Origin of the sequence: Enterobacter cloacae complex sp. IR5458, assembly GCF_049238025.1 — a bacterium.
GTDB classification, from domain to species: Bacteria; Pseudomonadota; Gammaproteobacteria; order Enterobacterales; family Enterobacteriaceae; genus Enterobacter; species Enterobacter kobei.
Genome location: NZ_JBMKIF010000009.1, coordinates 1 through 25,014 on the forward strand (window position 1 = coordinate 1; position 25,014 = coordinate 25,014).

General features: G+C 58.0%; 22 protein-coding genes and 1 pseudogene. 17 read left to right on the forward strand and 6 right to left on the reverse strand.

The features are described 5' to 3' along the window. Window positions 1-56 precede the first annotated feature (56 nt). Window positions 57-251 (reverse strand): annotated as a pseudogene (locus tag ACOTYN_RS09575) (universal stress protein UspA); the annotation flags it as partial. A gap of 319 nt (window positions 252-570) precedes the next feature. On the opposite strand from ACOTYN_RS09575, the gene ACOTYN_RS09580 reads away from it, so the two are divergent. Further along, window positions 571-1,779, forward strand: a complete 1,209-nt coding sequence (locus ACOTYN_RS09580) for an MFS transporter (protein WP_332957629.1) — start codon at window positions 571-573, stop codon at window positions 1,777-1,779. Between the two features lie 19 nt (window positions 1,780-1,798). Here ACOTYN_RS09580 and ACOTYN_RS09585 read toward each other — a convergent pair whose 3' ends face one another. Then, window positions 1,799-2,788, reverse strand: coding sequence for a 2-hydroxyacid dehydrogenase (locus ACOTYN_RS09585; protein ID WP_023338286.1), 990 nt, complete (start codon window positions 2,786-2,788; stop codon window positions 1,799-1,801). A gap of 191 nt (window positions 2,789-2,979) precedes the next feature. Between ACOTYN_RS09585 and ACOTYN_RS09590 the strand changes: the two genes are divergently transcribed. The 4 genes from ACOTYN_RS09590 to ACOTYN_RS09605 all read left to right on the forward strand — a co-directional run bounded on the left by ACOTYN_RS09590 (window position 2,980) and on the right by ACOTYN_RS09605 (window position 6,583). Beyond that, window positions 2,980-3,303, forward strand: a complete 324-nt coding sequence (locus tag ACOTYN_RS09590; RefSeq protein ID WP_050862405.1) for a hypothetical protein — start codon at window positions 2,980-2,982, stop codon at window positions 3,301-3,303. Between the two features lie 127 nt (window positions 3,304-3,430). Beyond that, window positions 3,431-6,070 carry a YdbH family protein gene (locus ACOTYN_RS09595; RefSeq protein ID WP_045135008.1) on the forward strand — a complete coding sequence of 880 codons (2,640 nt, stop codon included), beginning with the start codon at window positions 3,431-3,433 and terminating at the stop codon, window positions 6,068-6,070. Continuing rightward, complete coding sequence (locus tag ACOTYN_RS09600) at window positions 6,067-6,258, forward strand: YnbE family lipoprotein (protein WP_010430706.1); 192 nt, start codon at window positions 6,067-6,069, stop codon at window positions 6,256-6,258. The genes ACOTYN_RS09595 and ACOTYN_RS09600 overlap by 4 nt, the downstream gene beginning before the upstream one ends. A gap of 7 nt (window positions 6,259-6,265) precedes the next feature. Beyond that, window positions 6,266-6,583, forward strand: a complete 318-nt coding sequence (locus tag ACOTYN_RS09605; protein ID WP_023330315.1) for a YdbL family protein — start codon at window positions 6,266-6,268, stop codon at window positions 6,581-6,583. Here ACOTYN_RS09605 and feaR read toward each other — a convergent pair whose 3' ends face one another. Beyond that, the gene (feaR, locus tag ACOTYN_RS09610) at window positions 6,584-7,492 is read right to left on the reverse strand and encodes a transcriptional regulator FeaR (RefSeq protein ID WP_014883693.1); all 909 of its coding nucleotides are present in this window, start codon (window positions 7,490-7,492) and stop codon (window positions 6,584-6,586) included. Window positions 7,493-7,732: 240 nt separating this feature from the next. Between feaR and ACOTYN_RS09615 the strand changes: the two genes are divergently transcribed. After that, window positions 7,733-9,232 (forward strand): aldehyde dehydrogenase family protein, encoded by a 1,500-nt coding sequence (locus tag ACOTYN_RS09615; RefSeq protein ID WP_248229166.1) that lies wholly within the window; start codon window positions 7,733-7,735, stop codon window positions 9,230-9,232. Between the two features lie 87 nt (window positions 9,233-9,319). Here ACOTYN_RS09615 and ACOTYN_RS09620 read toward each other — a convergent pair whose 3' ends face one another. The 3 genes from ACOTYN_RS09620 to paaZ all read right to left on the reverse strand — a co-directional run bounded on the left by ACOTYN_RS09620 (window position 9,320) and on the right by paaZ (window position 15,062). Then, window positions 9,320-10,426, reverse strand: a complete 1,107-nt coding sequence (locus ACOTYN_RS09620) for a GGDEF domain-containing protein (RefSeq protein ID WP_332957624.1) — start codon at window positions 10,424-10,426, stop codon at window positions 9,320-9,322. 118 nt (window positions 10,427-10,544) lie between these two features. Then, entirely contained in the window at window positions 10,545-12,818 is a 2,274-nt protein-coding gene (gene tynA / locus ACOTYN_RS09625; protein WP_332957621.1) for a primary-amine oxidase, read from the reverse strand. A gap of 204 nt (window positions 12,819-13,022) precedes the next feature. Beyond that, window positions 13,023-15,062 carry a phenylacetic acid degradation bifunctional protein PaaZ gene (paaZ, locus tag ACOTYN_RS09630; RefSeq protein ID WP_332957619.1) on the reverse strand — a complete coding sequence of 680 codons (2,040 nt, stop codon included), beginning with the start codon at window positions 15,060-15,062 and terminating at the stop codon, window positions 13,023-13,025. 285 nt (window positions 15,063-15,347) lie between these two features. On the opposite strand from paaZ, the gene paaA reads away from it, so the two are divergent. The 11 genes from paaA to paaK are packed head-to-tail and all read left to right on the forward strand — an operon-like array spanning window position 15,348 to window position 24,857. After that, a complete protein-coding gene (gene paaA / locus ACOTYN_RS09635; protein ID WP_014883698.1) occupies window positions 15,348-16,277 on the forward strand; it encodes a 1,2-phenylacetyl-CoA epoxidase subunit PaaA in 930 nt (309 codons plus the stop codon). A gap of 12 nt (window positions 16,278-16,289) precedes the next feature. After that, complete coding sequence (gene paaB, locus ACOTYN_RS09640) at window positions 16,290-16,577, forward strand: 1,2-phenylacetyl-CoA epoxidase subunit PaaB (RefSeq protein WP_006175064.1); 288 nt, start codon at window positions 16,290-16,292, stop codon at window positions 16,575-16,577. An 8-nt stretch (window positions 16,578-16,585) separates the two neighbouring features. After that, window positions 16,586-17,332: a 1,2-phenylacetyl-CoA epoxidase subunit PaaC gene (gene paaC, locus ACOTYN_RS09645; RefSeq protein ID WP_248227632.1), complete on the forward strand. Its 747-nt coding sequence runs from the start codon at window positions 16,586-16,588 to the stop codon at window positions 17,330-17,332. Between the two features lie 11 nt (window positions 17,333-17,343). Beyond that, a complete protein-coding gene (gene paaD / locus ACOTYN_RS09650) occupies window positions 17,344-17,841 on the forward strand; it encodes a 1,2-phenylacetyl-CoA epoxidase subunit PaaD (protein WP_332957615.1) in 498 nt (165 codons plus the stop codon). A gap of 7 nt (window positions 17,842-17,848) precedes the next feature. Next, the gene (paaE, locus tag ACOTYN_RS09655) at window positions 17,849-18,919 is read left to right on the forward strand and encodes a 1,2-phenylacetyl-CoA epoxidase subunit PaaE (protein ID WP_332957613.1); all 1,071 of its coding nucleotides are present in this window, start codon (window positions 17,849-17,851) and stop codon (window positions 18,917-18,919) included. Continuing rightward, window positions 18,916-19,683, forward strand: coding sequence for a 2,3-dehydroadipyl-CoA hydratase PaaF (gene paaF / locus ACOTYN_RS09660; protein WP_088126803.1), 768 nt, complete (start codon window positions 18,916-18,918; stop codon window positions 19,681-19,683). Before paaE ends, paaF begins: the two co-directional genes overlap by 4 nt. After that, window positions 19,683-20,471 carry a 2-(1,2-epoxy-1,2-dihydrophenyl)acetyl-CoA isomerase PaaG gene (paaG, locus tag ACOTYN_RS09665; RefSeq protein ID WP_332957631.1) on the forward strand — a complete coding sequence of 263 codons (789 nt, stop codon included), beginning with the start codon at window positions 19,683-19,685 and terminating at the stop codon, window positions 20,469-20,471. Before paaF ends, paaG begins: the two co-directional genes overlap by 1 nt. Before the next feature lies 1 nt (window position 20,472). Then, window positions 20,473-21,897: a 3-hydroxyacyl-CoA dehydrogenase PaaH gene (paaH, locus tag ACOTYN_RS09670; RefSeq protein WP_332957610.1), complete on the forward strand. Its 1,425-nt coding sequence runs from the start codon at window positions 20,473-20,475 to the stop codon at window positions 21,895-21,897. Next, window positions 21,887-22,309, forward strand: a complete 423-nt coding sequence (paaI, locus tag ACOTYN_RS09675) for a hydroxyphenylacetyl-CoA thioesterase PaaI (protein ID WP_332957608.1) — start codon at window positions 21,887-21,889, stop codon at window positions 22,307-22,309. The genes paaH and paaI overlap by 11 nt, the downstream gene beginning before the upstream one ends. Further along, window positions 22,309-23,514, forward strand: coding sequence for a 3-oxoadipyl-CoA thiolase (gene pcaF / locus ACOTYN_RS09680; RefSeq protein ID WP_332957605.1), 1,206 nt, complete (start codon window positions 22,309-22,311; stop codon window positions 23,512-23,514). Before paaI ends, pcaF begins: the two co-directional genes overlap by 1 nt. Before the next feature lie 26 nt (window positions 23,515-23,540). Next, window positions 23,541-24,857: a phenylacetate--CoA ligase PaaK gene (paaK, locus tag ACOTYN_RS09685; RefSeq protein ID WP_014883707.1), complete on the forward strand. Its 1,317-nt coding sequence runs from the start codon at window positions 23,541-23,543 to the stop codon at window positions 24,855-24,857. Window positions 24,858-25,014 lie beyond the last annotated feature (157 nt).

Sequence of the window (25,014 nt, forward strand, 5' to 3'; positions counted from 1 at the left end):
GCGGGCATCGTTAACTTAAGATACAAAAGCTGTCCGGAAATGGCGGGTCAAGATCACTGGAACTCTTTTAGCTTCGGCATCTCCACGGAGTAGGCCAGGCCTAAAGATGAATAATAAGGTAGCGAAGGAATGACCGTAAGAAAATGGACTTTAGCTGTGTTAAGTGCGGTATGAGCCTGAACGAAAGGAATCACCATATGCGTCAGGCTATCTTCGGAAATATCAATTGGAACCAAAATTGAATTGTACATGTGTCCCTCCTGAGTGTTTTTTACACAATTCAGGTTAGACCGTTAATTCCAGGAAAACAGAGAGCAGGTTGTCATAACGGAGACAAATTTCGGTTCTGTGATAGCTATACAGGCGAACGTTCCCGGCATGGGGTCAATGACGCGTTCAGCCTGTCGTGACGATGAACATCCTGGCCTGCTGGGCCTGGGCAAAGCCACCGCTTCTTTATGACGCGATCTGCACGACAATCCGTACCTGCAACGCGACGTATCAAACCGCGCAATGCCGGGTATACTACGTTTTAATTTTTTCAGGCGACCCTTTGTAAAGGCAGGCAGTATGTCTCTTCGTTCGCTTCGGGCGTTATGCCTGACCAGTTTTTTCATTGCGGATGTCCGCGATGGCCTCGGCCCTTTTCTCGGTATTTTTCTCACCGAACGTCACTGGACGCCTGATGATATTGGTTTTCTGATGACGGCGGGTGGGCTGGCGGGTTTACTGGCCACGCTCCCGGCGGGATTCATCACCGACACCTCCCGAAACAAACGCGCTGTACTCGCGCTGCTTTGCCTGTTGATCACCCTGAGCACGCTTCTGCTCTGGTTTAGCCAGCAGAGCGGCGTTGTCGCCGTTTCACAAATTATCACCGGCATCTGTGCGGCGTTTGTGGGGCCATTGATCACCGGAATTACCTTAGGGCTGACCGGCCAGAGTGGGTTCAGCGCGCAGATGGGCAAAAATGAGGCGTTTAATCATGCGGGCAATTTTATGACCGCACTGATGGCTGGCGGCATTGCCTGGTACTGGGGCGTCGGCGGAATTTTCCTGCTGATGACCTGTACGACGTTGCTAACGTTGTGTGCGCTGCTTGCCATTCGCAATAAGGATATCGACAACAATGCCGCGCGCGGGTTGTCCTCTCCAGCGAACCTGCCTGTTCCGGGCTTTGCGGTGCTGATTAAAAACCGGGCGCTGTTTGTTACCGGATTGACGCTGCTCCTGTTTCATCTGGCGAACGCTGCGCTGTTACCGATGCTCAGCATGAGGGTTGCGGCGGCACCCGCCTCAATCAACCCCGGCTTGTATGCAGCGGGCACTGTCATTATTTCTCAGGCCGTGATGATCCCCGTCGCCATTTGGGTCGCACGGAGAATAGAACACTACGGCTACTGGCGATTAATTATGCTGGCGCTGCTGGTGATGCCGGTGCGTGCGGCGCTGGCGGCGTCCACGGACGCGCCGTTGATGATGATCCCGGTGCAAATTCTCGACGGGCTGGCCGCAGGCATCCTCGGCGTCGTGGTACCGTCGTTTATTGTTGTGCTGTTGCGAGGGAGCGGGCACGTCAATGCCGGGCAGAGCGTGGTGATGTTGATGCAGGGCGTTGGGGCATCGATGAGCCCGGCGTTAACCGGCACGATAGCCGGGCATTACTCCTTTGCGACGGCATTCAGCGTGCTGAGGGCGATTGCGCTGGTGGCCGTCCTGCTCTGGTGGCGCGTTGCTCACCGAACCTGGGAAACAGACAGTACGCCGGGTGGGGCATAGCCGCCACCTGGCGTCATACTTATGCCAGCTCGTTAGGGCAGGTTTCGCCTTTTTCCAGCTGCTGCAGGTTACCCAGCGTGGTTTCTGAAATGCTGATCAGCGCTTCAGCCGTCAGAAACGCCTGGTGACCGGTAAACAGGACGTTATGACAGGCAGACAGGCGGCGGAACACGTCGTCCTGAATCACATCGTTGGACTTGTCTTCAAAGAACAGATCGCGTTCGTTCTCATACACGTCCATCCCGAGTGCGCCAATTTTCTGGGTTTTCAGCGCTTCGATAGCGGCCTGAGAGTCAACCAGGCCACCACGGCTGGTGTTGATGATCATCACGCCGTCCTTCATCTGGTCAAACGCCGCCTGGTTCAGCAGGTGATAGTTTTCCGGCGTCAGCGGGCAGTGCAGGGAGATCACATCAGACTGCGAGAACAGGGTCGGCAGGTCAACATATTCCACGCCCAGCTCCAGCGCCGCGGCGCTTGGATACGGATCAAACGCCAGCAGACGCATGCCAAAGCCTTTGAGGATCCGCAGGGCAGCGACGCCAATTTTCCCGGTCCCGATCACCCCTGCGGTTTTACCGTACATAGTAAAGCCGGTCAGCCCTTCCAGCGAGAAGTTGGCATCACGGGTGCGCTGATAAGCGCGGTGAATACGACGGTTGAGCGACATCATCATGCCAATCGCATGTTCCGCGACGGCTTCCGGGGAGTAGGCCGGAACGCGCACCACCTTCAGCCCCAGCTCTTTCGCCGCATCGAGATCCACGTTGTTAAAGCCTGCACAGCGCAGGGCGATATACTTCACTCCCTGTTTTTTCAACTCTTCCAGCACCGGACGACTGCCGTCATCGTTAACAAAAATGCAGACGCCTTCACAGCCGTGCGCCGTTTTGGCGGTTTTTTCGGAAAGCAGAAAGTCGAAAAATTCAAGCTCAAACCCGTAAGCTTCGTTAACATGTTGCAGATACTTTTTGTCGTACTGCTTTGTGCTATATACCGCGAGTTTCATAAGACTTTCTCCAGTGATTTTGCATTCACGTTAGCATGATTAAAATTATCTTACAATTTCTAAAATATTATTGAATTCAATAAGTTCTATGAATTATTCTAGAGCATCTTGTTACCCTAACTCCATGATATTCTTAATGCCAGAAACATCAGGAATCGGGTGGATTTTCAGGCAGAGATGGAGAGCAATGTATGCCGTTACAACTGGAGTTGTCTTTATCCCCGCCAATGCTGCCTGCCTTGTACTATTTCATTATATCTATTGCGTTTTTATTGTTGCTGTACAGAGGTAAACTCAAAGTTGAAAGAGCTGGAAAATATCCTCTTTTCATTGCTTACACCTTGTTTGTGCTAGCCAGTGCTGCCATACAACTCAACGTGTTCGCCAATGGCCAGGACTTTGTGAGCGGTTTTCTGCATATCAACTTTGACCCATGGCGGTATGACTCCGTGTATTGGGGGTCATTAATATTTGCCATGCTTTACCTCCTGGCGATACCTCGTAACAGGTACTAGCTTCGCAACTTAACGCTACAGCTTCTATCCTTAAACTTGCCTTTGGCTTCAATTGACCCGCTAAACATGCAACAATGTTCAGCATTGCTGGCTTAATTCTTTCGCTAAATCAGGATATTAACTGCCCATGAAGGGTAAATACAAAGCCGCACTTGCGCTTTTACTGCTGTTCATTTTATTGCCGCTGACGCTGCTGATGACGCTCGCTCAGTGGGTACCGACGCTTGCCGGAATCTGGCTTCCCGTCGGGACGCGTATCGCTTTCGAAGAGAGTCCTAAACTGACTCGTCATGCGCTGGTGATCCCCGATCTCCGCTATCTGGTTGAAGAGTGCGAAATTGCTCGCATTGAGAACGTGACGCTGTCACATCCGAGCCGCTGGCAGCTGGATATCGGCGCGCTGGATCTTAACGCCGTCTGCCTCAGCAAAATTCCCCAATCCGCGCCGTCGACCGTTGCCCCCAAAACGCTGGCGCAGTGGCAGGCGGTATTACCGAATACCTGGCTGACCATTCACCGTCTCACCCTCTCGCCCTGGCAGCAGTGGCAGGGTGAGCTGAAGGCCTCGCTGACCCCGTCCAGCCAGGAGATAGCCTATAAAGGCGAGCGGGTGAGCATTCAAGGAACGCTTCGCGGCCAGACGCTTTCGGTCAGCCAGTTCGATGTTCAGCTACCCGATCAGCCGCAGCCCATCAAACTGGTGGGGGAGTTCACTCTGCCGCTGGTGCCGGATGGCGTGCCGGTAAAAGGCCACGCGGTGGCGACCTTTAACGTGCCACAACTGACGTCTCTCGTCGATGCCGATCTGGACTGGGAAGACAACCGTGGACAACTGGTGGTGATGGCGCGAGACAACCCTGATCCACTGCTCGATCTGCCGTGGCAAGTTACGGCGGAACAGCTGAACATCAGCGACGGGCGCTGGAACTGGGATTTGTCCGGTATGCCGCTGAGCGGACGCGTTTCGCTTCGCGCCGATAACTGGCAGCAGGGGCTTGAGAAAGCCACCCTGACCGGGCGTTTGAACGTGCTTACCCATGGTGATGCGGGGAAAGGCAACGCGGTACTCAATATTGGGCCAGGCAGGCTCAGTATGGAAAACAGCGACATGCCGCTGCATCTGAGCGGTGAGGCGAAGCAAAACGACCTCATTCTTTATGCCAAATTGCCGGCGACACTGACCGGCAGCGTATATGAACCGCAACTCGCCTTTGAACCGGGCGCACTGCTTCGCTCGCGCGGGCGCATCATTGACTCGCTTGATATCGATGAAATCCGCTGGCCGCTGGCAGGTGTGAAGCTGACGCAGAAGGGCGTGGACGGGCGTTTACAGGCTATCCTGCGTGCCCATGAAAACGAGATGGGCGATTTTGAACTGCATCTGGACGGGCAGGCGAACGACTTTTTACCCGACAGCGGTCTCTGGCAGTGGCGCTACTGGGGAAAAGGGAGTTTTACGCCGATGCATGCCCGCTGGGATGTCGCCGGGAAAGGCGAGTGGCGTGACAAACTCATTGAGCTCACGGCGCTCTCCACCGGTTTTGACAAGCTCCAGTATGGAACCATGGAGGTCAGCACGCCGCGTCTGGTGCTGGATCAACCCGTGCGCTGGTTCCGTGACGCCGAAAAGCCGACGTTCAGCGGCGCGCTGGCGCTCAATGCCGGGCAAACCCGTTTCTCCGGTGGCAGCACGCTGCCACCGTCGGTGCTGACCTTTAGCGTCGACGGCACCGATCCGACGGTGTTCCAGTTTAAGGGCGACCTCCATGCAGAGAAAATCGGCCCGGTACAGGTGAATGGTCGCTGGGATGGTGAACGCCTTCGCGGGCAGGCCTGGTGGCCGAAACAGTCGCTCACCGTCTTCCAGCCTCTGATCCCTCCGGACTGGAAAATGACGCTGCGTGACGGGGAACTCTATGCGCAGGTGGCTTTCTCGGCGGCGGCCGATCAGGGCTTTGAGGCGGGGGGGCACGGCGTGCTGAAAGCCGGTAGCGCCTGGATGCCGGATAACCAGATCAACGGTGTCGATTTTGTGCTGCCGTTCCGCTTCAGCAAAGGGACCTGGTCCCTGGGCACGCGCGGCCCGGTTACGTTGCGTATTGGCGAAGTGGAAAACCTGGTGACCGCGCGCAATATTACCGCCGATCTACAGGGGGATTATCCCTGGACGGAGGACAATCCGCTGCTGCTTACCAACGTGAAAGTGGAAACCCTCGGCGGGAAGATTACGATGCAGCAGTTGCGGATGCCGCAGCACGATCCGGCGCTGCTCCGCGTGGACAATATCTCGTCAAGTGAACTGATCGGCGCCGTCAATCCGAAACAGTTTGCCATGTCAGGCCCGGTAAGCGGGGCGCTGCCATTCTGGCTGGACAATGAAAAATGGATCATTAAAGATGGCTGGCTGACCAACCCTGGCCCAATGACGCTGCGTATCGACAAAGATACGGCGGATGCCATCGTGAAAGATAATATGGTTGCGGGTGCCGCGATCAACTGGCTCCGCTATATGGAAATTTCTCGTTCGTGGACAAGAATCAATTTAGATAACCTGGGTGAATTAACCATGCAGGCGACCATCAAGGGAACCAGCCGTGTGGATGGCAAAAGCAGCTCCGTCAACCTGAACTATACCCATGACGAAAATGTCTTTACCCTCTGGCGCAGCCTGCGTTTTGGAGACAACCTGCAAACCTGGTTTGAGCAACACGCGGCGATACCCGGTCTCCGCAGTTCGACTGGCAAGGAAAGTGAGGAACAACAATGAAAAAGATGGCTGGTGTACTCACCGTTGCCGTTGCTGCGCTAATGACCGGCTGTACGCCGCGTATTGAAGTCGCTGCGCCGAAAGAGCCGATTACCATCAATATGAATGTCAAAATCGAACACGAGATCCACATTAAGGTCGATAAAGACGTTGAAACCCTGCTGAAATCGCGCAGCGATCTGTTCTGAGGATGCCATGAAACGTTTAGCTCTGATTCTACTGGCTCTGGGGATGAATGCGCAGGCGGCTGCGCTGACCTTAAATGATGCCCGGGCGCAGGGGCGCGTGGGGGAAACACTCAGCGGGTATATTGCCCCGATCCAACAGGATGCAGAAACGCTGGCGCTGGTAAACCGTATTAACGCGGCGCGCACCGAGAGCTATCAGAAGCTGGCCGACAGCAATAATTTACCGGTCGATGAAGTGGCGAAAATGGCGGGGCAAAAACTGGTTGCCCGTGCGCAGCCGGGCGAATACGTGAAGGGAATTAACGGCAAATGGCTGAAAAAATAGCTAGCGGTGGCGCTTGCGGTATTCGCCGGGCGAGACGCCAAAACGCTGCTTAAAGGCCGTTGAAAAATGGCTATGGTCGGTGAACCCCCAGCTGTAGCCAATTCCCGCCAGCTTTTCATCATCCCCGGCAGAGCGCAGCACCTGCGCACAGAGATCCAGCCGACGGTTTTTAATGTACTGCGCGACCACCAGCCCCTTCTCGGCAAACATGCGGTAGAGGCTGCGCACGGACATCCCGCTCTCGGCGGCAATCCACTCCGGGCGCAGAGAGTCAGACTGAATATGATCGTCAATCAGCGCCACGACATGCTGGAACTGGCGTTCCTTGCGCGGCTGAATCACATCGCGTTGCTGAAACGCGGGGCGCAGCAGGCAGACCATGGCTTCGAGCGCGGCTTCGCTCTCCCGGTCACTCAGGTCGGCGTTGTTCATGCTTTCCATCAGCAGGCGATGGCTCAGCTGTACCGTTGGCAGCGAGCGAGAGAGGGCGAGCGCGCAGCTAATCTCATGGAAACGACACTGTTGCTCAATAATCTGGCGGGGTACCAGCAGCGAAATCTGGCGGGATTTTTCCTGCCAGTTGATTGAGCAGGGCCGGGAGGCGTCAAGCAGCGTGATATCGCCTGTTCGGAGCACAGCGCGACGGTCATCCTGTTCAATTTCCGCACTGCCCTCAAGCTGGAAGACGGTATAGAACCAGGCATCATTACTCTGTTTGATCTCCTGACGGGAGCGGAACAGATTTACGCCGCCGGCGGTGACGGTGCTGAGCTTCAGGCTGCGCGCATAGCTGGTCTCCAGCTCGCCGACGAATTTTCCCCCGGTGGGCTGTGCATTAAAACGCCCGCACACCTGGTTAATCTGCGCCAGCCACTGCTGATACTGTTCCTGCTCGCTTGCACACGCCATCGTTTCTCTCACTGCACCGTCAATGTTTTCGCATTGTTGCATTTATGTTGCGTTTTGTCAGAGCTCTGGGCTGACTATAGGAAAGAACACTCATCGGGAACAGCGATATAAGGTGGAATTATCACGATTTGCGGCACCTGTCACAGGTGGCAAAGCGAATGTCACAGAGACAAAAGCGAGAATGCGAAACCCCTCTTAGACTGGATGAACACCCTGCGAATAATAACGAAGGAGTATCCTATGTCCGAATCCCAGGTGGCTATTCAGCCTGCCGTGCAGCAGTTTTTAGACCGACATCATGGCCTGTGGATTGAAGGGCGTCAGGCCGCGTCGGACAGCGAAAAGCGGCTCAACGTCTATAACCCGGCCACGGGCGAGGTGATTGCCTCGACGGCCGATGCCAGCGTCGATGACGTTGACCGTGCCGTCATGTCCGGCTGGCGTGCTTTTGTTGCCCGCAGCTGGGCCGGAAAATTACCGGCGGAGCGCGAGCGGAGCCTGCTCCGTTTCGCCGATCTGGTTGAACAGCACAGCGAGGAGCTGGCCCAGCTTGAAACGCTGGAGCAGGGGAAATCGATTAACATTTCCCGTCTCTTTGAAGTGGGTTGTACCCTGAACTGGATGCGCTATACCGCCGGGCTGACCACCAAAATCGCAGGCAAAACCCTCGACCTTTCTATTCCCCTGCCACAGGGGGCGCGTTATCAGGCATGGACACGTAAAGAGCCGGTTGGCGTGGTGGCCGGGATTGTGCCCTGGAACTTCCCGCTGATGATTGGGATGTGGAAAGTGATGCCTGCGCTGGCGGCGGGGTGCTCGATTGTCATCAAGCCATCAGAAACCACGCCGCTGACCATGCTGCGCGTGGCGGAACTGGCCAGCGAAGCGGGCATTCCGGACGGGGTATTCAACGTGGTGACCGGGAGCGGCGCGGTGTGCGGCGCAGCGCTGACCTCGCATCCGCATATTGCAAAGGTGAGCTTTACCGGCTCAACGGCGACGGGCAAGCAAATTGCCCGCGCGGCGGCAGATACCCTGACAGGCGTGACCCTGGAACTGGGGGGCAAAAACCCGGCTATCGTACTCAAAGATGCGGACCCGGCGTGGGTGATCGAAGGCCTGATGACCGGGAGCTTCCTGAACCAGGGACAGGTGTGTGCGGCGAGTTCCCGTATCTACATTGAAGCGCAGCTGTTTGACACGCTGGTCAGCGGCTTCGAACAGGCGGTGAAATCCCTGAGCGTCGGGCCGGGTATGTCCCCGGAAGCATTTATCAACCCGCTGGTGTCGCGTGCGCATTGTGACAAGGTGCAGACTTTCCTCGATGAAGCGCAATCTCGCCACGCAGAGCTGATTGTCGGTAACCGTGGCCCGGAAGGGAAAGGCTATTACGTTTCGCCGACGCTGGTGGTCAACCCGGATGCCGCGCTGCGCTTAACCCGCGAAGAGGTGTTTGGCCCGGTGGTCAATCTGGTGCGCGTTGCCGATGGTGAAGAGGCGCTTCAGCTGGCAAACGACACCGAATATGGCCTGACCGCCAGCGTCTGGACGCAGAATATCAGCAAGGCGCTGGAGTACACCGACAGGCTGCAGGCGGGCACCGTCTGGGTAAACAGCCATACGCTGATCGACGCCAACCTGCCGTTCGGCGGCATGAAGCAGTCCGGCACAGGTCGCGACTTTGGCCCGGACTGGCTGGACGGATGGTGTGAGACGAAGTCGGTTTGCGTGCGGTATTAAGAAACAAGCCGGGTGGCGGCTACGCCTTACCCGGCCTACTTTCTCTGGTTTTGTAGGCCGGGTAAGCGCAGCGCCACCCGGCATTATTCAAAGCGACCACCGATCCCGCCCGGCCTCTTTCGCCCGATAAAGCGCCGCATCGGCGCGGGCGATTATTTCGGTGCCGGCTAACCCCTCCGTCATGCCGGCAATCCCCATGCTCACGGTCACATGGTCGCTGACCGTCGAGGCGCCATGCGGTATGGATTCCGTGCGCAGCCCGTCCTGAATACGCAGGGCAACCTTTTCAGCGATGTTTAGCGGGCAATTAAACAGGATCACCACAAACTCCTCTCCGCCGTAACGTGATACAACGTCGTCCGGCGTTCGTACCGACTGCTTCAGCACCCGCGCCACGCGCGTCAGGCAGTCATCACCCGCCTGATGGCCGTAGGTGTCGTTGTAGCGTTTGAAATAGTCGATATCCAGCATAATCAGCGAGAAAGGTTTCTTCTGCTCAACCGCGTTTTCCAGCACCACCTCCATTCTCCGGCGGTTGGCGGTTTTGGTTAGCGGATCCTGATGCGCCAGCGCATCTAGCCGTGAGATCAGCAGTTGATTTTGCTGATTACGACGCCAGGCTTCATCAAACCAGCTCAACAGGATAAAACGCCCGCAGATCAGGATCAGGGTAAACACGCTCCAGATGATGACAAAGTGAAGGTTGAGACCATCGTTGAGTACCCAGCTTGCGACCGGCAGGGTGATCCAGAGCGGAAGCACAAAGGCGAGTAATCCCTCAGGGTAAAAGTAGAGCGCCGTTAACCCGGCGAGTAACAAAATCACGCACAGCGGCCAGACGTGGGGCAGCAGCAAATAGGTAATAAACAAAAAACAGGATACCGACCAGATGGCGCTACAGATAAAGAGCACCACGCTGATACCCGCAATACGCCGCCAGGCCATCAGGATCAACGCAGCAGAGAGGATAATAATGCCGAGCATCGAGGCATCGACCAGGGTCGTCAGTTGCGGTATATGAGGATAAAGCGGATCGCTGGCCTTAAGCAGGACGTGTCGCAGCAGGATCATCACGGCGAAGCTGACGTTGACGAACGCCAGCCAGGGCAGGTTCATCGCCAGCCCATGCATGACCATCGCGTGGCGCGTCGGCCAGGTAGCGCGTTCCAGTGTCGGTTTTTTTCTTTTTTCCATAAAGCCCTTTCCCGTCCGGGGGATAAATCATGCAGGTGAGATATCTGTAACTATAAGCAAGCATGGACGATCCTCAAACGGCAGGGCAAAAAAAACCGGGCGATTGCCCGGCGGTGGGTTATTTTTCGTCTTTTTTCTTTCCGAGCGTTGGCGTCTCGTCGAAGAAGTTCCACGGTTTAAGCAGGGCATGCACCCATTCCGTTGGCATGATCGGCCACTCTTCCGCGCGGGCGACGTGGGTCGTGCCGGTGGTCATCCAGACTACGTCATCCTGATCGTTAAGTGACTCGTTATCTTTGCTGTACTGCCCCAGTCCCGTGTCGTGGATGGAGCGGTTAGGGAATTTACCTTCCGGATAGCGTTCATCCGGGTGGTAACGGGTCACCCACAGCTGTTTATCCATAAAGCTCAGGCGATGGTAGATCCACTCATCCGGGGCAAATTTCGCGCCGGTTGCCACCGGATGGGTGCCGCCCGCGTAGGGAATAATCTGATACGAGACCGGGTTGCCCATGCGGTTCTCTTTACGGGTGTTGCTCAGCAGGCGAATAGTGCCTTGGTCAAATTTCTGTGCCGCCTGCTGTTCGGTATCAATGTCGTACTGATTGACCTGCATGGTACTGGTGCGCGGGCCACCGGCGGTATTAGGTTTCACTTCCGGATCCATCGCCACCAGCTTGTTGTTAATACCATCGACATCCATATCAAGACGGAAGTTATAGATGTGCTGGTGCGTGGTGCCCACAATGTTGTGGTCAATCAACGTGCCGTATCGGGTATCGTCTTTGGCGGTGGCGTCATGCATGGTTTTGGCCTGAACGCCTTTCACGGCTTCGATACCCGTCGCGCCAGCATCAATGCCGAGGGTGCCGTTCTCATGGAATACCCAGTCGAAGATGTAATCGTAGTTACCGACGGTACTCACCCAGCGCACCACCAGTTCACGACGCTCGGCGCTGACGTTTGGCTGACCCATCTCCTGATGCTTGTATTCCGGCCCCGCATAGCGTTCGAAAATGGCGATTGCTCGCGGGATCTCCATCGGCGCGCCGGTATAGTCCGGGATGGTTTCATTGAGCATCACGGCGTTGGACGGCACGTCTTTACCCCGCACCAGCGGCGAGGTCAGGGTGCCCATGCCGTAGTCGCCGGAGTCGAGATAGGCTTTAAAGTACCAGCCCACGTCCGGATCGCCGTAAGGGACAATCATGCCGCCGAGCGACCCCTGATACATCACCTGACGTTTCTTGCCGTTGTCGTTATACGTGACGGTTGAGATCATCGGGCCCACGCGCGAGTCCAGGCTCAGATGGAAATCCCAGTTCTGCCAGTGCACTCTGTCGCCGGTTATGGTGTAGTTCTTGCCTTCCGGTTCAATAATGTCGAGCGGTTTTTTGGGTGTCTCTATGCGGTCGCGGCCATCATAGGGACGTGGGGTCAGAGGAACCGGGATAACGGCGCCTTCTTCAATCTTCTGGATCTTCTTCTGCTCAAGGTCGACCACCGCCACCAGGTTTTCAATCGGATGTGCCCAGTAGTTACCGTCGCCGACATCCAGATAGCTCACCACTTTCAGCAAACGGTCTTCCTGCTTAAGGCCATCTTTACCGTCGAAATAGCCGACGGTCAGCGGCGTGGTAATCACTTTTTTCGGGTCGGTTATGCCGTGCTTTTTAAGCACCTCAGCAAATTCAGTACTGTCGTTAATGATCTGCTGAACCGCGGTGAAATCATCCAACAGCACCATGCCGTGCGCGTCTTTGACCGGTTCCCAGCGCAGAATTTTTTTATCCTTCAGATCCACCAGGCTCTCGATGACATGCTTTCCGTCGAGCATGACGATCTTCGCCTGGCGAGGGGTATCCACTGCCGTGCCGTTGAGCACATAGTCCCACACTTTGGCTTTCTCTGGCTCCGCAAGGGCGATCTGGGTAAAGCGGGTATTCGGTTTAAAATCTGCAGAGGCTTTAACAATCTCTACGGCTTGCTTAATTTCGTCTGCCGTGAGCGCATTTAACGGGTGAGGACTTTTTTCAACCTGGAAGGTCTGATCGAGACCGGACTGGAAAACATCGTTGATGAACGTCTCTGAGATAAAGGCTTTGTTGCCTTTCATCACCACCGGCACCTCAAGCGTGAGGGTTTTACCGTTGACGATAGCGGTTTTTGCGCCCGGTTTGACCTTCACAAAGGCACCGTCTTTCGCAATGGTGAACATCTGTGCGTAATCGTCCCACTGCACGTCTGCGCCGAAGTCCTGCAGCGTTTTGTCCATCGGGACCATATGCGCCTCGCTGCCGTGGGCGAAAACAGGGGATTGCCAGGCGCAACACAGCGCAACGGCCATGGCCAGTGCCGTTCTACGGGCAGAAAAAGAAGAATTGCTTCCCATCGTAGACCTCATCTTGTTGTGTTTATTGTGTTGTGTCAGCCTTATCCTGACAGACGCCTGAGAAAAGCGTTTGCCTGCATCTGCCAGGTTATTTGTTGCACTTGCCAGGTTAAAAAAAGAGCGGGACGGTGTCACACCCGGCAGGTCGTCGTAGGCCGGGTAAGCATCGCGCCACCCGGCAGGGAAGGCGGTGAAGGTAAGGTGTCAGAATTCACCCCGCTGGCGCGCCACCAGCGTCAGGATGGAGTAGAGCGCTACGGCCTGCTGGTGCTGGTTGAAAATCTCAACCGCCCACTCCACCACGCCCGTCGGTTTTTCTTCCGCGGTGCGCTGCTTCTTCAGCGTTTTGCGTTTGCAGGTGAGGCGCACCTGAATGGTGTCGCCCGGTTTGACCGGCTCGATAAAGCGCAGGTTTTCCATACCGTAGTTGGCAATCACCGGTCCGACCCCCGCATCGACGAACAGTCCCGCTGCGGCGGAGATCAGGAAGTAACCGTGAACCACCCGTTCGCCAAAGATCGACTCTGCCGCACCAATCTTGTCCATATGGGCGTAGAAGTGATCTCCGCTCAGACAGGCAAAGTTCACAATATCCGCTTCCGTCAGGGTGCGACGCGGCGTCAGCAGGCTGTCGCCCGGCTGCAGCTCCTCAAAGTATTTGCGGAACGGATGCACGCGATCTTCCTGCACGGTTGCGCCGCGCACCCACTGCTTGCCAATGGCCGCCAGCATGGTCGGACTGCCCTGAATCGCCGTGCGCTGCAGGTAGTGCTTCAACGCGCGCAGGCCGCCCAGTTCCTCACCACCGCCCGCGCGACCGGGCCCGCCGTGCACCAGCTGCGGCAGCGGGGAGCCGTGGCCGGTGGACTCTTTGGATGATTCCTCGTTGAGGATCTGAATACGACCGTGGGCACGTGCCGCACCGGCAATGAACTGGCGGGCAAGGGCTAAATCAGCGGTAACCAGCGTTCCTGCGAGGCTGCCGCCGCCCGCGCGGGCAAGCACCATCGCGTGCTCTGTATGGCGATACGGCATCAGCGTCGCTACCGGGCCGAAAGCTTCAGTTGAGTGCACCGCAGGGGTTTCGTCCGGCTGCGGACAGAACAACAGGGTCGGTGGGAAGAACGCGCCCGCGGCCTGTAAATCCGCTTTGCCACCCAGACGGATCTGGCATCCCGCCGTAACCAACAGGTCCACTTTCTCCTGCACGTCGGCGCGCTGTTCGGCATTCACCAGGGCGCCCATCTTCACCCCGTCCTGCGCCGGATCACCCACCACCACTTTTTCCAGCCGGGCAATCAGCGCCTGGCTGACGGCATCAATCTGATTCTGGGGGACGATGATACGGCGGATAGCGGTACATTTTTGTCCGGCTTTGGCGGTCATCTCGCGAACGACTTCCCGGATAAACAGGGCAAACTCCGGCTGCTCCGCCGTGACGTCTTCACCCAGCACGCAGCAGTTCAGGGAGTCGGCCTCCATGGTGAACGGTATCGCGTTCGCCACAATATTCGGGTGAACGCGCAGGCTTTGCCCGGTACTGGCGGAGCCGGTAAAAGTCACCACGTCCTGGCTGTCGAGATGGTCAAGCAGGTCTCCCGCGCTGCCGCAAATCAGGCTAATGGCGCCGTCCGGCACCAGTCCGCTGTCCACGATAGATTTCACCATCGCCTGTGTCACCTGCGCGGTGGCGGTGGCCGGTTTAATGATGGCGGGCATCCCGGCAAGCCAGGTCGGCGCCAGCTTTTCCAGCATCCCCCAGCAGGGGAAGTTAAAGGCGTTGATATGTACCGCCACGCCGGATTTCGAGGTCAGAACGTGGCGAGCGGCAAAACCGCCTTCTTTTGACAGCGGGATCAACTCATCTTCCGGCCACAGCGTGTCATCCGGCAACTCCCGGCTGCCCAGGCTTGCGTAAGTAAAGAGGGTGCCGATCCCGCCTTCAATATCCACCCAACTGTCCGCTTTCGTCGCCCCGGTCTGGGCGGAGAGGGCATAGAACGTCTCTTTTTCGCTAATCAGGTGTTTCGCTACCGCTTTCAGCATGGCTGCACGTTCAATAAAGGTCATCTTATGAAGCGCTTCGCCACCGCGCTCAATCGCATAGCGACGAGCGGCCGCCATATCCAGCCCTTCGCTGGTGACTTCCCACAATGCTTCGCCGCTGATGGCGTGATGAATGGCGCGTTCACGGCCCCGGCCAGACTGCCAGGTACCGGACAAGAAGCTGGCTAACTGCTGCATCGCTTATCTCCAAGTGTTACGTAATTTCACCATTAATAGTTTAATTATGAATCATAAAAAGCAAGCTGAGATTTTAATGAATTGTTAATGCTGTGATCTGGCCTGATGAATCGCAGCCCGTCAGAGCGCTTTCTGCAAGGGCGAAAGCAAAAGCCTTGCGAGCACCATCACAAAACAAGGAAACAATTCTTGGGGTTATATTTAACCTTTGTGTAACTTTTAAAAAACAAAGTGATTCATCATTTCGCTTTAATTTGCAAACTAACGAATCATAAAGGTGATGACGTGACGCAAGAACAACGGTTTGAGCAGCGGATAGCGCAGGAGACGGCGATTGAGCCTCAGGACTGGATGCCTGACGCCTACCGTAAAACGTTGATCCGCCAGATTGGTCAGCATGCGCATTCCGAAATCGTCGGCATGCTGCCGGAAGGTAACTGGATCACCCGCGCACCCACGCTGCGCCGAAAAGCGATTCTGCTGGCGAAAGTACAGGATGAAGCCGGACACGGACTTTACCTCTACAGCGCGGCAGAAACGCTGGGCTGCGCACGGGAAGACATCTACCAGAAGATGCTCGACGGCAAGATGAAGTACTCCTCCATTTTTAACTATCCCACCCTGAGCTGGGCCGACATCGGTGTCATCGGCTGGCTGGTGGACGGGGCTGCCATCGTCAATCAGGTGGCGCTGTGCCGCACCTCTTACGGTCCGTATGCCCGGGCGATGGTGAAAATCTGCAAAGAAGAGAGCTTCCACCAGCGTCAGGGCTTTGAAGCCTGCATGGCGCTGGCCCAGGGAAGTGAGGCTCAGCGCCAGATGCTGCAGGACGCCATCAATCGCTTCTGGTGGCCTGCGCTGATGATGTTCGGGCCGAACGACGATAACTCGCCAAACAGCGCCCGCAGCCTGGCCTGGAAAATCAAACGCTTCGGAAACGACGAGCTGCGTCAGCGTTTTGTCGACAACACGGTGCCGCAGGTGGCGATGCTGGGGATGACGGTGCCGGATCCCGACCTGCGTTTTGATGAAGAGAGCGGTCACTACCGCTTCGGCGAAATCGACTGGCAGGAATTTGAAGAGGTGATTAACGGGCGCGGCATCTGCAACCACGAACGGCTGGCCGCGAAACGTAAAGCCTGGGAAGACGGGGCGTGGGTGCGGGAAGCCGCCCTGGCCCACGCAGAAAAACAACGCGCCCGTCAGGCCGCATAAGAGGAAATAATCATGAGCAATGTCTACTGGCCGCTGTACGAAGTGTTCGTACGCAGCAAACAAGGGTTGTCCCACCGTCACGTGGGCAGCCTGCATGCCGCCGACGATCGCATGGCGCTGGAAAATGCGCGCGATGCTTACACCCGTCGCAGTGAAGGATGTTCTATCTGGGTGGTGAAGGCGAGCGAAATTATTGCCTCCCAGCCGGAAGAGAGCGGCGAATTTTTCGATCCGGCGGAAAGCAAGGTTTACCGCCATCCGACGTTCTACACCATCCCCGATGGCATCGAGCACATGTGAGGCGAAGGATGAAAACAGTCACAGCCTATGCCCTGCGTCTGGGCGACAACGGTCTGGTGCTCTCCCAGCGTCTGGGTGCCTGGTGCGGCCACGCGCCGGAGCTGGAGATCGATCTCGCGCTGGCCAATATCGGTCTTGATCTGCTGGGCCAGGCACGCAATTTCCTGGCCTACGCCGCTGAATGTGAAGGTGAGGGCGACGAAGATACCCTGGCGTTTGGGCGCGACGAGCGCCAGTTCCGCAATGTCCTGCTGGTGGAGCAACCCAACGGCAATTTCGCCGACACGATTGCTCGTCAGTACCTGATGGATGCCTGGAACGTGGCGCTGTATGAGCGCCTGACCCGCAGCACTGACGGCCAGCTTGCCGCCATCGCCGCCAAAGCGATCAAAGAGGCGCGCTACCACCTGCGCTTTAGCCGCGGCTGGCTGGTACGCCTGGGCGACGGGACCGAAACGTCCGCACAAAAAATGCAGCAGGCCATCGATAATCTGTGGCGCTTTACGGCAGAGCTGTTTGACGCCGATGACGTTGAGCTGGCGCTGATAGATTCCGGCGTGGCGGTGGACCCACGCACCCTGCGCCAGCCGTGGGAAAGCGAAGTGTATGTCGGTCTTAAAGAAGCCAGCCTGAGCATACCCGACGAGGTGGCGTACCGCACCGGGGGTAAGAAGGGGCTGCATACCGAACATCTGGGGCCGATGTTGGCAGAAATGCAGTATCTCCAGCGCGCGTATCCCGGCCAGCAGTGGTAAAGGAGAAGGCTATGCAACGTCTCATCGACATCGCACCGGCGCAAATCCCGCAGATCTGGTCGCTGTTAAGCCAGATTCCGGACCCGGAAGTGCCGGTATTAACCATCACCGACTTAGGCATGGTGCGCAGCGTGAAGGCACAGGGGGAAGGCTGGGTGATTGGCTTCACGCCAACCTATTCGGGCTGCCCGGCAACGGAGCACCTGCTGGGGGCGATCCGCGACGTGATGACCGCGCATGGCTTTACCCCGGTGCACATTGTGCTCCAGCTTGACCCTGCCTGGACCACCGACTGGATGACCGCCGACGCGCGCGAACGCCTGCGGGCTTACGGCATCAGCCCGCCCGTGGGGCATAGCTGCCACGCGCACGCCCCGGCGGAGGTGAGCTGCCCGCGCTGCGCCAGCACCGACACCGCGCTAATCAGTGAATTTGGTTCGACGGCCTGCAAAGCGCTTTACCGCTGCAACACCTGCCGCGAACCCTTCGACTATTTCAAATGCATTTGAGGCTGCCATGACAACGTTTCATTCATTAACAGTGGCAAAAGTGGAACCCGAAACCCGCGACGCGGTGACCATCACGTTTGCGGTGCCGCAGGCGCTGCAGGAAGCCTACCGCTTTCGCCCCGGACAGCACCTGACGCTGAAAACGAAGCTGGGCGGGGACGAGCTGCGCCGCTGTTACTCCATCTGCCGGAGTACCGCGCCGGGTGAGATCAGCGTGGCGGTCAAAGCCATCGAAGGCGGGCGTTTTTCCCGCTATGCCCGGGATGAGATCAAAGCAGGCATGGCGCTGGAGGTGATGGTTCCGCAGGGGCAATTTGGCTATCAGCCGCAGGCCGAACGTGAAGGCCACTACCTGGCGATAGCCGCAGGCTCCGGCATCACCCCGATGCTGGCGATCCTCTCCGCCACGCTGGCCACCGAACCGAACAGCCATTTCACTCTGATTTACGGCAACCGCAGCAGCCAGAGCATGATGTTCCGCCAGGCGCTGGCGGACCTGAAAGATAAATATCCGCAGCGGCTGCAGCTGGTCTCCATCTTTAGCCAGGAGCGGCTGGACAGCGATCTGCTGTATGGCCGCATCGACGGGGAAAAGCTGCAGGCGCTGGCGAAAACCCTGATCAACTTCCGTCAGTACGACGACGCGTTTATCTGCGGCCCGTCATCGATGATGGACGAGGCCGAAGCCGCGCTGAAGGCGCTGGGGATGTCGGAAAAATCCATTCACCTTGAGCGCTTTAATACGCCGGGGAACGCCGTGAAACGCACGGTAAATGTGCAGGCGGAAGGACAGAAAGTGACCGTGCGACAGGACGGGCGCGACCGCGAAATTACCCTGACGGCAGACGACGAAAGCATCCTCGATGCTGCCCTGCGTCAGGGGGCGGAGCTGCCTTATGCCTGTAAAGGCGGCGTGTGCGCGACCTGTAAATGCAAAGTGCTGCGCGGGAAGGTGGACATGGCGACCAACTACAGTCTGGAGCCGGACGAGCTGGCCGCCGGGTATGTGCTGAGCTGTCAGTCACTGCCGCTCACCGCCGACGTGATCGTCGACTTTGACGCAAAGGGGATGGCATGAGCGAACTGACTGTTACCCGTCATGGCCGCGTGCTGCAGCTGACGCTGAACCGTCCGGCGGCGCGTAATGCCCTGAATAACGCTCTGCTGACGCAAATAGCCGACGCGCTGGAAAGCGCTGCGGTTGATGCCGACATCTCGGCCTGTGTGATCTACGGCAACGAACGCTGCTTTGCCGCCGGGGCCGATCTCAACGAAATGGCAGAGAAAGACCTGCCAGCCACCCTGAACGATATCCGCCCGCAACTATGGGCGCGCATTAACGCGTTTAACAAACCGCTGATCGCCGCCGTCAACGGTTTCGCGCTGGGCGCCGGATGTGAACTTGCGCTGCTGTGCGACGTGGTGATTGCCGGGGATAACGCACGATTTGGCCTGCCGGAAATCACCCTCGGCATTATGCCGGGGGCGGGCGGTACCCAGCGACTGATCCGCAGCGTCGGTAAATCCCTTGCCAGCAAAATGGTGCTGACCGGAGAGAGCATTACTGCGCAGCAGGCGTTGAGCGCCGGGCTGGTCAGCGATGTCTTCCCGGCATCCCTGACGCTGGAGTATGCCCTGAAGCAGGCGGCAGTGATGGCGCGCCATTCCCCGCTGGCGCTGCAGGCGGCGAAACAGGCGCTTCGTCAGTCTCAAGAGGTGCCACTGCAGGCTGGCCTGATGCAGGAGCGTCAGCTTTTTACGCTGCTCTCTGCCACCGAAGACCGCCGGGAAGGTATTGACGCTTTCTTGCAAAAACGCACCCCCGACTTTAAAGGACGCTAATTGTGGAATGTATTCTCAGTCAAGTAGAACAGGGCGTAATGACCATTACGCTGAACCGTCCGGAGCGTCTGAACAGCTTTAATGACGTGATGCATCAGCAGCTTGCAGAATGCCTGAAACAGGCTGAGCGCGATGACACCATCCGCTGCCTGCTGATCACCGGCGCAGGGCGCGGTTTCTGTGCCGGTCAGGATTTGAACGACCGCAACGTCGACCCCAACGGCCCGGCACCGGACCTGGGGATGTCGGTTGAAACCTTCTATAACCCCCTGGTACGCCGCCTGGCAAAACTGCCGAAGCCGGTCATTTGTGCAGTCAACGGCGTAGCGGCCGGCGCGGGCGCCACGCTGGCGCTCGGCTGCGACATGGTGATTGCCGCCCGTTCCGCCAACTTTGTGATGGCCTTCAGCAAGCTCGGCTTAGTGCCGGACTGCGGCGGCACCTGGCTACTGCCACGCGTGGCCGGACGTGCCCGCGCCATGGGACTGGCGCTGCTCGGCGATAAACTCAGCGCCGAACAGGCGCAGGCGTGGGGAATGATCTGGCAGGTGGTGGATGACGACCAGCTTTCCACTACCGCGCAGCAGATGGCGCTGCACTTTACGTCTCAGCCAACCTTTGGGCTGGGGCTGATCAAGCAGGCCATTAACGCCGCTGAAACCAACACCCTGGATGCCCAGCTTGACCTGGAGCGCGACTATCAACGTCTGGCCGGTCGCAGCGACGACTACCGCGAGGGCGTCAGCGCTTTCCTGGCGAAACGCACGCCGAACTTTACGGGGAAATAAGATGCTGAACATACGCACGGTCGCCGTGATTGGCAGCGGCACGATGGGCGCGGGCATTGCCGAAGTTGCCGCCAGCCACGGCCATCAGGTTCTGCTTTACGACATCGCCGGCGATGCGATTTCACGCGCCATCGACGGGATTCGCCAGCGTCTGGCCTCCCGGGTAACGCGCGGAAAGCTCTCCGCCGATGCCAGCGCCCAGATCCTGGCCCGACTGCTTCCGGTGACGGATATCACCGCGCTTTCTGGGGCCGAACTGGTGATTGAAGCGGCCTCCGAACGGCTGGAGGTGAAAAAGGGGTTGTTTGCGCAGCTGGCGGAGATCTGTCCGCCCCAGACGCTGCTGACCAGCAACACATCGTCCATTTCCGTCACGGCGATTGCGGCAGACGTGAATCATCCGGAGCGCGTGGCGGGGCTGCACTTCTTTAACCCCGCGCCGGTGATGAAGCTGGTGGAGGTGGTCAGCGGGCTGGCGACCTCTGCGGAAGTGGCAGACGCGCTGTGTGAACTGGCGCTGAACTGGGGTAAACAACCCGTTCGCTGCCAGTCAACGCCTGGGTTCATCGTCAACCGCGTCGCGCGCCCGTTTTATTCCGAAGCCTGGCGTGCGCTTGAAGAGCAGGTCGCCCCGCCGGAGGTGATTGACGCTGCGCTGCGCGAGGGCGGCGGTTTTCCGATGGGGCCGCTGGAGCTGACCGACCTGATTGGTCAGGACGTGAACTTTGCGGTGACCTGCTCGGTGTTTAACGCCTTCTGGCAGGAGCGTCGTTTCCTGCCTTCGCTGGTGCAGCAGGAGCTGGTGCTGGCCGGAAGGCTGGGTAAAAAGAGCGGAAAAGGGGTTTACGACTGGCAGGGGGAGAAACCCGTCGTGCAGTGGGTTGAGACCGTCAATGACAGCTACAGCCCGATGCGCGTGGAAAAAAGACGTGACGGTGTCACAGAAATTGATGATGTGTATCTGGTTGAAACGCAGGGGGAAACCGCTCAGGCACTGGCGCTGCGCCTCAACGGCCCGGTAGTGGTGGTGGACCGTATTGAGCGTGACGTGGCGGTGATTGCGGCGGCCGCCAGCAACCCGCACACCGCGACGCAAAACGCCATCCGCTACCTGCAACAGCAGGGTCTCCGGGTGGTGCAAATTGCCGATTATCCCGGTCTGCTGGTCTGGCGCACGCTGGCAATGATTGCTAACGAAGCGCTGGATGCCCTGCAAAAGGGGGTCGCCAGCGAGAAGGACATCGACACCGCCATGCGTCTGGGCGTGAACTACCCGAGCGGCCCGATCGCCTGGGGCGAGCGTCTGGGCTGGCAGCGCCTGCTGACCCTGCTGGAGAACCTGCAACGACATTACGGCGAAGAACGTTATCGCCCCTGTTCACTGCTGCGCCAGCGGGCGCTTCTGGAGAGTAGCTATGAGTCATAACGCCTGGCATAACGCCCGCACGATGTACGAAAAGGACGCCTGCGCGCAGGCGATGGGGATGGACATTGTCGATATGGACGAGGGCTACGCGGTGGTGACGATGACCATCACCCCGCAGATGCTCAACGGCCACAAAACCTGTCACGGCGGCCAACTTTTTTCGCTGGCAGACACCGCCTTTGCCTACGCCTGCAACAGCCAGAGGCTGGCGGCGGTGGCCTCCGGCTGCTCGATCGATTTTCTGCGTCCGGGCTTTGCCGGAGATAAGCTCACCGCCACCGCGCGGGTGATGCATCAGGGCAAACTGACCGGCGTGTACGACATTGAAATTCAGAACCAGCAACAGAAAACCGTCGCCCTGTTCCGCGGAAAATCACACCGCATCGGCGGCACTGTCACAGGAGAGGCCTGATGCGTGACGCATTTATTTGTGATGGCGTTCGAACGCCAGTGGGGCGCTACGGCGGCGCGCTTTCTGCCGTGCGAACGGACGATCTCGGTGCTGTACCGCTGCGTGCGCTGCTGGACCGCTACCCGCAGCTCGACCAGGAACGGATTGATGATGTGATTTTCGGGTGCGCCAACCAGGCGGGGGAAGATAACCGCAACGTGGCGCGAATGTCGGCGCTGCTGGCCGGTCTGCCGCAGACGGTATCCGGAACCACCGTTAACCGCCTGTGCGGCTCGGGTCTGGACGCAATAGGCTTCGCTGCTCGCGCTATTAAAGCAGGTGATGGCGACCTGCTGATGGCGGGCGGCGTCGAGTCCATGTCCCGCGCACCGTTTGTGATGGGAAAAGCCACCGCCGCGTTTCAGCGCCAGGCGGAGATCTTTGATACCACCATCGGCTGGCGATTTGTGAATCCGCTCATGCATCAGCAATTCGGAACTGACAGTATGCCGGAAACGGCAGAGAATGTAGCTGAATTGTTAAATATCAGCCGTGCCGATCAGGACGCGTTCGCGCTGCGCAGCCAGCAACGAACCGCTCTGGCGCAACAGAACGGCATTCTGGCGCAGGAAATCGTGCCGGTATGGGTACCGGGTAAAAAAGGGACGGTCACCGAATTCAGCGTGGATGAACATCCGCGCGCAGAGACCACGCTCGAGCAGCTTTCCGGGCTGAAAACGCCGTTCCGTAAGAACGGGGTGGTGACGGCGGGGAATGCGTCCGGCGTCAACGACGGCGCGGCGGCGTTAATCATCGCCAGCGAGAAAATGGCGCTGGCGCAGGGATTAATCCCCCGCACGCGGATCGTAGCGATGGCAACGGCAGGCGTGGAGCCACGTTTAATGGGGCTCGGACCGGTGCCTGCCACCCGCCGGGTGCTGGAGCGTGCCGGTCTCAGCATCAACGATATGGACGTCATCGAACTCAACGAAGCCTTCGCCGCGCAGGCGCTGGGCGTCCTGCGTCAGCTGGGTTTGCCGGATGATGCCGCGCACGTTAACCCGAACGGCGGCGCGATTGCGCTGGGCCATCCGCTGGGAATGAGCGGGGCCAGACTGGCGCTGGCCGCGAGTAATGAATTGCATCGACGCAACGGGCGCTACGCGCTCTGTACGATGTGCATCGGTGTGGGTCAGGGCATTGCCATGATCCTTGAGCGTGTTTGATCAAATTTCACTGTGAGCACCCTACAATGACAAATACAACAAAGCTTGATCCGATTGAAACAGCCTCCCTTGACGAGTTACAGGCGCTGCAGACTGAGCGTCTGAAATGGACGCTGCATCACGCCTACAACAACGTGCCGATGTACAAACGCAAGTTTGACGCCGCGGGCGTTCACCCTGACGATTTCAACGAGCTGGCGGATATCCGCAAATTCCCGTGCACCACCAAGCAGGACCTGCGGGATAACTATCCGTTTGATACGTTTGCCGTGCCGATGGAGCAGGTGGTGCGCATTCACGCATCGTCCGGTACCACCGGCAAACCGACCGTTGTCGGCTACACGCAGGGCGACATTGACAACTGGGCCAACCTGGTGGCCCGTTCCCTGCGCGCCGCGGGCGGTAGTGCGAAGGACAAAATTCACGTGGCGTATGGCTATGGTCTGTTTACCGGCGGGCTGGGCGCACATTACGGTGCCGAGCGCTTAGGGGCGACGGTGATCCCGATGTCCGGCGGCCAGACGGAGAAACAGGCGCAGCTGATCCGTGATTTCCAGCCGGACATGATCATGGTGACGCCATCCTATTGCCTCAACCTGATTGAGGAGCTGGAACGTCAGATGGGCGGCGATGCCAGCACCTGTTCCCTGCGCGTGGGGGTATTCGGCGCCGAGCCGTGGACACAGGCCATGCGCCGTGAAATCGAAAAACGCCTGGGGATTACGGCGCTGGACATTTATGGCCTCTCCGAAGTGATGGGGCCGGGCGTGGCGATGGAGTGCATTGAAACCGCCGACGGTCCGACCATCTGGGAAGATCATTTCTATCCGGAGATCGTCAACCCGAACGACGGCACGCCGCTGAACGACGGCGAGCAGGGCGAACTGCTGTTCACCACGCTCACTAAAGAGGCGCTGCCGGTGATCCGCTATCGCACCCGCGACCTGACGCGTCTGCTGCCCGGCACCGCCCGTACCATGCGCCGCATGGACCGGATCAGCGGTCGCAGCGACGATATGCTGATCATCCGCGGCGTCAACGTCTTCCCGTCACAGCTGGAAGAGGAGATTGTGAAGTTTGAACATCTCTCACCCCACTACCAGCTGGAGGTGAACCGTCGCGGACATCTTGATTCACTTTCCGTGAAGGTGGAGCTGAAAGAGAGCAGCTTAACGCTGACCCACGAGCAGCGTTGCCAGGTGTGCCACCAGCTGCGTCATCGCATTAAATCGATGGTGGGGATTTCCACCGATGTGATGATAGTCAACTGCGGCAGCATCCCGCGTTCAGAGGGCAAGGCCTGTCGGGTGTTTGATTTGCGTAAAGTCGCGGCCAACGGTTGAGTTTTTTCCCTTGCCCCTCATCCTAACCTTCTCCCCAGAGGGGAGAAGGGACTTTTTCTTCCTCTCCCTTTGGGCTGAGGGATCCCCAGTAATTTTTTAACTTGAAGCGATATATGTGCCATCAGGATTATGAATGACTTACAGCGATGTCCCGGTC